8 protein-coding genes are annotated in these 10,382 nt (G+C 39.9%); 2 read left to right on the top strand and 6 right to left on the bottom strand.

Features of this window, described 5'->3' with window-relative positions:
• Positions 1-67 precede the first annotated feature (67 nt).
• The 5 genes from V7K60_RS31915 to V7K60_RS31935 form a co-directional block, all read right to left on the bottom strand.
• Positions 68-838 carry a hypothetical protein gene (locus tag V7K60_RS31915; protein ID WP_334931783.1) on the bottom strand — a complete coding sequence of 257 codons (771 nt, stop codon included), beginning with the start codon at positions 836-838 and terminating at the stop codon, positions 68-70.
• Between the two features lie 630 nt (positions 839-1,468).
• Positions 1,469-4,210, bottom strand: coding sequence for a GAF domain-containing sensor histidine kinase (locus V7K60_RS31920; RefSeq protein ID WP_334931785.1), 2,742 nt, complete (start codon positions 4,208-4,210; stop codon positions 1,469-1,471).
• 553 nt (positions 4,211-4,763) lie between these two features.
• Entirely contained in the window at positions 4,764-5,234 is a 471-nt protein-coding gene (locus V7K60_RS31925) for an N-glycosidase (protein ID WP_334931787.1), read from the bottom strand.
• Between the two features lie 243 nt (positions 5,235-5,477).
• Positions 5,478-6,257: an SDR family oxidoreductase gene (locus V7K60_RS31930; RefSeq protein ID WP_334931789.1), complete on the bottom strand. Its 780-nt coding sequence runs from the start codon at positions 6,255-6,257 to the stop codon at positions 5,478-5,480.
• 118 nt (positions 6,258-6,375) lie between these two features.
• Positions 6,376-7,215: a nuclear transport factor 2 family protein gene (locus V7K60_RS31935; protein ID WP_334931791.1), complete on the bottom strand. Its 840-nt coding sequence runs from the start codon at positions 7,213-7,215 to the stop codon at positions 6,376-6,378.
• Positions 7,216-7,299: 84 nt separating this feature from the next.
• Here V7K60_RS31935 and murG point away from each other — a divergent pair, with 84 nt between their 5' ends.
• Positions 7,300-8,373 carry an undecaprenyldiphospho-muramoylpentapeptide beta-N-acetylglucosaminyltransferase gene (murG, locus tag V7K60_RS31940; protein ID WP_334931793.1) on the top strand — a complete coding sequence of 358 codons (1,074 nt, stop codon included), beginning with the start codon at positions 7,300-7,302 and terminating at the stop codon, positions 8,371-8,373.
• A 38-nt stretch (positions 8,374-8,411) separates the two neighbouring features.
• Entirely contained in the window at positions 8,412-9,707 is a 1,296-nt protein-coding gene (locus V7K60_RS31945; protein ID WP_334931795.1) for a hypothetical protein, read from the top strand.
• A gap of 23 nt (positions 9,708-9,730) precedes the next feature.
• Here V7K60_RS31945 and V7K60_RS31950 read toward each other — a convergent pair whose 3' ends face one another.
• Positions 9,731-10,096: a VOC family protein gene (locus V7K60_RS31950; protein ID WP_334931797.1), complete on the bottom strand. Its 366-nt coding sequence runs from the start codon at positions 10,094-10,096 to the stop codon at positions 9,731-9,733.
• Between the last annotated feature and the right edge of the window lie 286 nt (positions 10,097-10,382).

Raw genomic sequence — 10,382 nt, forward strand, 5'->3', positions numbered from 1 at the left:
TCTAAAAAATTCACGAATGTTTTATGATTGCTATAGTTTGATTTTTGGTAAGTAAGTATTATCTTGCTCAAAAAAATAATTTGAATCGTGCTAGCTGGTTTTTAATCGTCTCTGTCAGGATTTTATTCAGTTCTGTAGTGTCTTGGAATTGCAAAATTTGCTGTGTCGGTAAGTCGAAGGGAAATTCACCTTCAAAATCTGGGCGTTGCATTTGCGCTAGTAGAATCTGTTCAGACCGCTTACTTTGAATGGCATAGCCAATCTCAATACAGACATTCGGACTGGGAATTAATTGAGAGGTTTCTTTACCATCAATACTAGCAATAGGTGTGGTGTCAGCTATAAATAACAAACTCTTACGGATTTTCCGCATGATTGTGCGGTTAATTCGGAAAGTAGCACCGCTAGGACGAGAGGATTCTACTAATGTTAGGGGAAGACGCGATCGCAAGTTTAAATTGTCCAAACTTTTTCGCAGTTCTTCTTTGAGAATATTCGTTGCTGCAACATACTCAGTTTGATAGGATAAAAAAATCGTTGGTTCTAACTGAGCCAACACCGCCTGCTTGGTGAAATAAATTTCATGACTAATTAAATCAATGTTAGAGACGCAATAGCCACCACTACCTTCAATATAAAATTCAATATTTTCCCCTTCCAAATAGCGCCCAAACCAAGTTGATGTCTTAACTTCGTCACTGTCTTCCAAAAAGTCTGCTCGCAATGCTGATTTCAGCAGGCTTTTTTTGCTTAAACGAATGTCTGGCGCACGTTTTTCCAGTTCTGGAATCGGCTCATAATCCTGTAGATACCACGCTCTGAGCGCAATTATTGACATAAGGCGCTATTTCAACTGTTTCTCGCTATTCAACTTCGTATAATCTTACACCCAGAGGAGGCCCTATTTTAGATTTCTCTTTAAACACAACAACACCCAAACCTCTACTCGCTGAACTATCTCCTCTCATTGTTTATCCTAGCCAGGGATGTACTAACTTTCATTGCTTTTGTAAACAAGTAATGAAAACCAGCGACAGTGCCCCCTAATCTTCAATCTTTAAGGAAATAGCAGTTTTCGCGTTGGGTGTTGCTGTATTTTGACGAGACAGATGTAAATTAAACAGCGTCTTATACCTCTTACTAACATTTCAAATGCAGCTGTTATATCTGACAAGTAAGCTTATTTTCTAACTTCAACTATTAGATTATCATTTGTGGATAGGAAGAATTTGTTTTGCAACTAAACTTTACTTTTAAATGATTTTTAATCAAATTCAATATATTGCACACTTTAGATAACGGAGAGATATTTTGTTTAGTCTATTGTTAAGAAAATTATCATCGACATTTTGGATGAATTTAAAAATTAATTCAGTAATTTTTAAGTTTTGAAACTAACAATTGAGCATTGGTCAATAGCCAATAATGATTCTTCGCCTGCTGCGCCCTTATCCCCTACTCTCTATTGCTAGTTAACTATTTTGCCTAGAGGCTTGACGGGAATCTCAATCCAGAACTCTGTACCTTTGCCAGGTTCTGAAATGCACTCCATTATTCCCCCATGTTTTTCGACAATAATCTGATAGCTGATTGCTAGTCCCAATCCTGTACCCTTACCTACAGGCTTGGTAGTGTAAAATGGGTCAAAAATTCGCTTTTTCACATCTTCATTCATTCCGGGGCCGTTGTCAGTAATCCGAATTAACAAACGAGAGTTGTCTGCTGAGACTTTAGTAGAAATCTGGATAGTTGGAATTGGGCATAAGTTCTTCTCCTTGTCACCCTGACTTTGCCACTCTCTACTTCCTACTTCCAGAGCGTCTATGGCATTGCTGAAAATATTCATGAATACCTGATTCATTTGACCGGCATAGCATTCCACCAGTGGGATGTTGCCATAATCTTTAATTATCTCAATACGTGGAAATTCAGGATTTCCTTTCAGCCGATGTTGCAAAATTAATAAGGTATTGTCAATGCCTTCATGCAGGTCAACACGCTTGTTTTCAGACTCATCCAAGCGAGAAAAATTGCGTAACGACAACACTATTGAGCGGATGCGCTCGGTTCCTACTTGCATTGAGGTCATGATTTTTGGGAGGTCTTCTACCAAAAATTCAAAATCTATCGCTTCAATTGCGGCCTTAATTTCACTATCGGGATGGGGATAGTGTAGCTGGTAGAGACGTAAAATTTCTAGCAGTTGTTCAGTGTAGTCACTGGCATGGCAGAGATTACCGTAAATAAAGTTGACGGGGTTGTTGATTTCGTGGGCGACACCCGCCACCAACTGTCCTAAGCCGGACATTTTTTCGGTCTGAATCAATCTTGTCTGTGTTTCTTGGAGTTCATGTAGGGTATGCTCTAACTGAGCGGCTTGATTTCTGGCTTCAGTTTCGGCCTCAGAGGTTTGTTCGTAGAGTTGTGCTTGTTGAATAGCGATCGCAGCCTGATCTGCCACCTGCTGCAATAAATCAATTTCTGTATCCTGCCAATTTCTAGGAGCCTCACACTCATGAGCAATTAGTAAGCCCCATAGTTCCATACCCATATTAATCGGAACTATTAAGTTTGCTTGCAGTTGCAGGCTCTGCAAAAACTCTCGATGACAATCACTTAAAGAAGCCGTTGAAACATTGTTAATTGCCCGTATCCTACCCTGACAATATAGATGCGTATACTCATCGGGAAAGCATTCCGGTGGTGCATTCACTCCCAAAACAGACTGCCAATTGCCATTAATCTCTTCTACAATCACCGATTTAGTCTTGAGGTAGAAAATCAGCACTCGGTCTGTATTTAGCAGGGGACGGACTTCCCGAACGATGGATTGCAAGGTTGCTTGCAAGTCCAATGTGCGGCGAATATGCTCTGTAACTTGTTTAATTACTTTGGTAAACATTAATGATTTTTCGAGTTCAGCAGTTTGCTCTTGCACCCGCAGTTCTAGATTGGCATTCAGGGATTGTACCTGTTTATACATTTGCTGCTGCTGAATTGCCATTGAGAAATGATCGTATAAGGCTTGTGCCAAAAAGATGTCTTCCAACTTCCACTCAGGTGCTTGCCCCTTTTTCTGCTCTCGCCAAACCTCAAAGGAAAGCTGGGGTAACAGTTGTCGCCGATTTTGTTCGCATCGTCCCGCCCACAAGATTTCCGTTTCAAATTCCGAGCGGAAAATACTTAATACACCGATAAATTTTTCGCGGTAATGTAGCGGAATCACCATAAGTCCGCGAATTTGAGTAGAACGGAATGCTAAAGCCAAAACTCGCAAACATGGTTCTTTATAAAGGTCAGTAGTTGCCCAAATAATACCTTGTTGAAACTCAGCCATCCAGTTTTGCCAGATAGGATGCTGTTCGATAATACTGTTATCTAACTCGTAGGAGAGTGTCGGTTGGTCGCCCCAGGTGTATAGTTCTTGAGTCTCCGCAATGTAAAGCCTGCCACCGACTCCACAGAAAGCAGTAATAACTTCTTCTAGTGTTGCTTGTAATTGGATTGTCGGCAGTTTATGCAATAGTGTAGTGACTCGATTAATAGTGGCTTCTCGCTTTTGCTTGGCGTGGGCTTCAGTGAGTAGATTACTTTGAGCGATCGCGATCGCTACCTGGTCAGCAACCTGCTGCAATACTTTTAGTTCCCGCTTCAAAATATTTTGCGGTTCACTGTGGTGAGCTACCAACAATCCCCACAATTTAGGCTTTGCCGATTGTTCTTGTGGGTCGCAATCTAAAATTGGTACTACCAACGAAGACTGCACGCCCATTGCTTTTAGGTATTGAATATGGCACTGTTCTACCTGCCGATAGTAGATATTAGTTTTTAGACGTTTGCCAGTTTCTTTTGACTGTAGAGGCGATAGCCCAATCTTCTCATTTGCCACATCGACAATCGAACGTTGCCCCGCTAACAAAAACATCTCTCTGGCGGATTCTGGAATATCATCAGCTGGGAAGCGTTGACCCAATAAGCATGGTAGACGTTGCTCATAAATAGATTCTGCAATGACTTCACCACTACCATCAGCATCAAAGCGATAAATCTTCACCCGATCTGCACCCAAAAATAAACGTACTTCACTAACAGTTGTTGTTAATATTTCTTGCAGGTCGAGCGATCGCCTGATCTGTTTTGTCATCCGGTGCAGTAAACCTTCTTGATTAAAGGTTTCCTGCAACTCGTTTGGTTCATCCCTACGTGTCATTGCTTGTATACACCATGAATTAAGTATAATTTTTTATATCTTTGTCACTGATCAAAATTTTCAACTTACAATGCTTTGATTTTCATCTTATTTCAAGAAATTCTTGCTACTAATGCGTTGCTAAGGGCATACATGTATTACAAATATTTTTGGAAATGGATTAGAGGATGTTTGAAAAGTAACAGATATTTTGCTTGTTCCCTATAGCCCTTGTAAAGTGGATTTAGGGAGAGATAAAACCGCTGTATCATTAAATACTTGTAAAGTTTCATCTCAAGTCTAAAGTTAAGAAATTTTTAATCATTGACATTTACTAATTTTATATTCTCAATCATTAAACTATTCCAGTAATTTTACTTAATTTAGAGCTGGAATAATTTCTGGAAATTAAAAATATTTCTTTAACATTTTTGCCTATTAATACAATTAATTAAAATTTTTTCAAAGCAATAACTAAATTATTAGTAATTTATTAAAATATTTTTGGCTGGGGAATTTGACTATTCCCCGTTTAAGTGCTGAATTTATGTTGAATGTAACTATTTTGATTAAATTATTCGTAAATTCCTGTTAAAGATAGTAAATTACGAATTTCTTCACGCACACTCATGAGAGTTTTACCAAGATGGTTTTGACCGCTTTTATTAGCACCACAACCCCAAAAAGAATCGGTTGGGGAGTTTTCAACCAAAATCTCATCACCTGTCTTTAGGAGAACTTCTCTGATATCGGCATGAGTGAGAAACTTTTTGAGTACAGCTTCTCGCATAATTTGAGTTTTGACCAAATCCCAGTCTCGTCGGAGTTGGCGAGTGCTACATCTTCCCAAAGTGGCAGCTTCTTCTGGAGTGGTGGCAGCATGAATGAGAGGTATAATTGCCGCATCTGTGCTGCCTACAAACTTTTGCGCTTGATAATAATGCTCAACCGTTAGCCAGTAAGCACCCTCGATGTGGATTCCGTGGAGAGAAAAGTTAGAAAAACAGCCATAAGGCTGCCAAGCCTTATAAAAGTAAATGGTCATTTGAAAATTGCTCTTTTATATATCAATTTCACTCTAGCTGAGTAGGTAAAGCCTTAACAAACTCTCTAGACGTAAACTGAAACATAAACTGTAAAACTTTAGATATCTGGTGAAATTAAATATGCGTTATCCAGAACCCTTGTAGAGACGTAGCACTGGTACATCTCTACATTTTTTCTACCAAATGTCTCTTGAGTAGAGTAAGTGAAAGGGGTAAGTTCTTTTAGAATCGGATGAGATGGGTTACTTGTATGTTCGTCGATTAACTAGGGTAGCGCTAGCTTGGTCAACAGGCATTAGCACAACTTCATTAATATTGACATGGGGCGATCGCGTCACACAGAAAAATATCACATCAGCCACATCATCTGCTGTTAGGGGTGTAACTCCTTGGTAGACTTTGTTGGCACGTTCAGTATTTCCGTGAAAGCGAACCTCGCTAAATTCCGTTTCTACCATACCAGGATCAACGGAAGTTACACGTACCTGTGTTCCTAATAGGTCTTGTTTTAAACCTTCAGAAATTGCTCTGACAGCAGCTTTGGAAGCACAGTAGACATTGCCACCGGGATAGGTTTGATGTCCGGCGATGGAACCTAAATTTACCACATGACCGCGATCGCGACTTACCATTCCCGGAACGACATAGCGGGAGACGTAAAGTAAACCCTTAACGTTAGTATCAATCATGTCTTCCCAGTCTTGAAAGCTGCCTTCGTGCAACTTGTCTAAACCACGACTCAAACCAGCATTATTAATGAGAATGTCGATGTCAGACCAGGCGGGGGGTAAAGTAGCAATGGCAGATTCAACAGCATTGCGATCGCGCACATCTAGTTGTAGTAAATGAATTTCAGTACTAAAATCTTTACTAAGAGTATCTGCTAGCTGCTGCAAACGTTCTAACCGTCGTGCTGCTAAAATCAGTTTTGCACCTCCACCAGCGAAGATTCTTGCACAAGCAGTACCAATACCGCTACTTGCACCAGTGATCAAAATGATTTGATTTTGTAGGGAAGTCATTAGGATAGTTAGGAGTGAGGAGTTAACAGTTATGAATTATGAATTAGCACAACTTTCATCGTTCATAATTTATCATCAGTCGGTCTATAACTCCTAACTCCTAACTCCTAACTCTTAATTACTTCTTCACCACTTGCAGGCGCTGAGTTACCATCGTCATCCCATTACCTCGCAGGATGACAGCAGAAACCCATTGGCTACCTGGGGTAGATGGTGCTTGTCCTACTTTAAACAATCCGCCAGATGTCAGTAATTCCAAATCCACGGGTGTAGGGTTAAGAAATTTATCTGGTTGGATAGATTCTTCTAACGCCGTTCCTAGTAAAAAATCATCACCAAGTGGCTGTTGAACGATCGCATCAAAATTATACTTCTGGCCGACTTGTACTTGCTGGGGTAATTTAATATCAATTTGGGGCGGGTTGCTGCCAGAGGTAAGTAAGGTACGTTCAGACAAAATGTCTTGGCGGACTATTTTTCCACCTTCAATGCGTTGACGTGATTTAATCGTGGCATTAAGAGCTAACTTATTACCGTTACCAGAGGGTAAGCCAGTTATCTTTGTTTCTGTTTCAGCAATAATCCCATTGGCTTCAGGTTTTGAAGATAGCAGTTTCGTGCTGTATTGCAATTTTGGATATCGTTGCCAAAGTGAAGTCAAAGACTTTTCCAGGGTTTGGAGGTTTAATCCATCCCCATGAGTGAAATTGGGACTGTAAAATTGCAACACCCCTTTGACATCGCCTCGGCTGGCGGCGGTATCAACTTGTGTCAACAGGTTTTTCAGATTGGCTGGTGCATTTTGGGGTGTTGTGGCTTGGGATAATTGCTGTGGTGTCATTGCCTGAGTACGTTGCCAACCACTTGTTAAACCAATGGTCAACACAAACGAAACTAGCCAGATATTTGCTGGAAATCTGAGTTGACGTCTCACTAAGGCGGTAATAATGTTAGTCATTGGTAAGAGTTTACTGATTTGATTAGAGAAAGTAAGCAAATTGTTTTATCTTAGTTAAGCTAGACGCTAAACGGTAGAGGTTTGATGGCAAACGCACCGATACGATTATTAATAGCTGCCAGTGGGACTGGTGGACATTTGTTTCCAGCGATCGCCCTGGCACAAAAACTTCCAGATTATCAAATAGAATGGCTGGGAGTACCCGATCGGCTAGAAACTCAACTTGTCCCCAAACAGTATCCCTTGAATACTATTGCAGTTGAAGGGTTTCAGCAAGGGTTTGGACTTTCCTCGATTCGCATTTTAGGTAAACTCGCCCTTTCGATTCTAGAAGTCAGACGAATTCTCAAACAGGGAAATTTTCAAGGGGTGTTTACCACAGGGGGTTACATTGCCGGGCCAGCTGTCATTGCGGCGCGTTCTCTCGGTTTACCCGTGATTTTCCACGAATCTAACGCCTTACCAGGTAAAGTAACTCGCTTTTTTGGCCCTTGGTGTAGTGCGGTAGCCTTGGGATTTGAAGTAGCTGCTAAGTATTTACCTCGTGCCAAAAATGTCTATGTTGGTACTCCTGTGCGATCGCAATTTCTCGATAGGGCAATTGATGCACCGCTGGATTTAGCTATTCCTGATAGTGTTCCTTTAATTGTTGTTTTTGGTGGTAGCCAGGGTGCAATTGCAATCAATAAGTTGGTGCGTGAATCTGCAAAAGTTTGGTTTGATGCTGGTATTTATGTAGTACATTTAACTGGCGATCGCGATCCCGAAGCAGATAGTCTCAAACATCCACAGTACATAGCCTTACCTTTTTACAACAATATGGCAGCATTGTTGCAACGAGCAACTCTTGCTATTAGTCGTTCTGGCGCAGGTAGTTTAACAGAATTGGCAGTGTGTGGAACGCCAGCAATTTTGATTCCTTACCCCTTTGCCGCAGAAGATCATCAATCTTACAATGCAGACGTATTTACAAAAGCTGGTGCAGCGTTAACGTTGAAGCAATCTGAGTTGACGACTGAAGTATTGCAAAATAATGTGTTGAATTTATTGCAGTCACCGCAAGAGTTAGCAAAGATGGGGGAAAAAGCAAAAGTGATCGCAGTTCCTGATAGTGCCGAAAAGTTGGCGCAGTTAGTGCGTGAGGTGATAGAAACATAACGTTAATTATTTAGTATTAGAAATGTATTTTTCAAGTTATGAATATGTTATTTAGCAAAAAAATTCACTTTACAGTAGGTTGTGCTGCCTTATTACTTGTCAGTTTAGCAAGTAGTTATCTATATACCCACTCAAAAACTAAACAACTAGCTCAACAAAATCAGTCATTTACTCAACAAGAAAATTCTGCCCTACTTCAATCACAGATTTCTCTGACCTCAAATCAAGCTGCCGATCAACTTACCTCAAGGTTCCAAAATGCTTTTTCATCTCGACAGAATTTGTTAGCAGCATCTGCACCCTATCCAGTTGTTGATGAGTTCAAAAAATATAAATTTAACATTAATGGCAGCCAGATTGCTACTCCAGGAAAACTACCAAATAGTAAGGTTAAGTTCAATCAAAGAGATTTATTAACTGTTCTCGTTAATACTAGAAAATATTTTCAAGATTATGCTTCAGAAGACCCAGATATTATGCGTACAGGAGTGCTTGCTACTCAAGGAGTTACTGTAGCAGATGTCCTCAAAACTTTGGATTTCATGATTGCTGTTTTGAAGGAGGATATTGCTAATAATCGGGCTACTCGTTTACAAGACTCTAAGTTTATCAATACCAATTTTCGAGTCATTAAATGGTCTGCCTACAATCCCAAAACTCAACAGCAAAAACAATTACGAATTACCAAATATGCTGTTTTTACTCACCCTGGTTCCCGCAAGAAAACCTCTACTTTTAATATACCAATTTATAGCTTAAAAGACAACTCTAATAACGATAAGTTCTACACTCGATACACAAAGCAAGATGTTTTGTCTGGTATTTATGAACCAGGTGGTCGAGAATTTGGAAAAGTTACAGATCTTGCTTATCTAACCAGAAATGGCTTAGAAGAAGCAATTATGGAAGGAACAATCCTAATTAATTTTACAGATGGTTATAAGGCATTTTTTAATGTAGATAGAAACAATGGAATAGCTTATATCCGCGGATTAAAGGCAACAGCACAAAAGCGTTATTGGTATTTTAGAGAAGTTGATGCTATTAAAGGCTATGGATACAAAATAGATGCAAAAATTTCTATCAAACCCGGAGTTACTTTTGCTGGAGATGTTTTAAATATCGGTTTAGGTAAAGTGATTGTAATTGAGCATACTCAAGGTGGTCGCAAACATCTGCAAATGGGAGTCATCGCCGATACAGGTGGAGCATTTTTACCCAATCTTTATCAGCTCGATTTTTTGGCAGGTATTTTTAAGAATAAAAAAGAATTTGGGCAGAATATTAGCGAATTACCAGACTATGCCACAGCATATTTTTTAGTCAAGAAGTAATGCATTGATCTGATGTCAAAAATCTATGCACGGGTTAACAATTCTAAGTTGTGGCCATCGGAGTCATAGAAATAGAAGCCACGACCTTCATTCCAGTGGTTAATTTGTCCTTTCTTCTGATGCATGGGGTCGCTACTGTATTCAATACCTGCCTCTTTGACGCGGGCAAAAATTGCATCAAATTCTTCATCACTGACATGGAACGCATAATGATGTGGCTCGAACGCTTCAGCGTCGGCGAAGTCAAGCGTTAATGCATCATTTATATGTACAGCAGCGAAGTGACCAACGGGAAGCTCGACCTCTAAACCGAAAATTTTTGCAAAGAACCTCGCCGATGCTTCTTTGTCATGTACGGGCACTATGGTGTGATTTAGAGTAATTGTCATGTCACACCTTCCCTCCTAATTTTGGTACTAATCCATATCAACTCTCGATTTCAGAGTTGATCGCAACAATGTTCCTTATCTATTTTATCTTTTCAGCGCTAACACCAGAGTAAATATATTGAAATTCTGTGTTCGCTGCATTTGGAACACCCGCAAACACTAGAAAAATCGAGCTTAAATAAGCAAACCTAATAACTCATATCAGATTTACTGAAGTAATAAAACTTGATTAAAAATTGTAAAGCAGTGTAAAGTAGTTTCACAGGCAAAGACTACTGCCTGATTC

Source organism: Nostoc sp. (genome assembly GCF_036917555.1).
Classification (GTDB): Bacteria; Cyanobacteriota; Cyanobacteriia; order Cyanobacteriales; family Nostocaceae; genus Nostoc.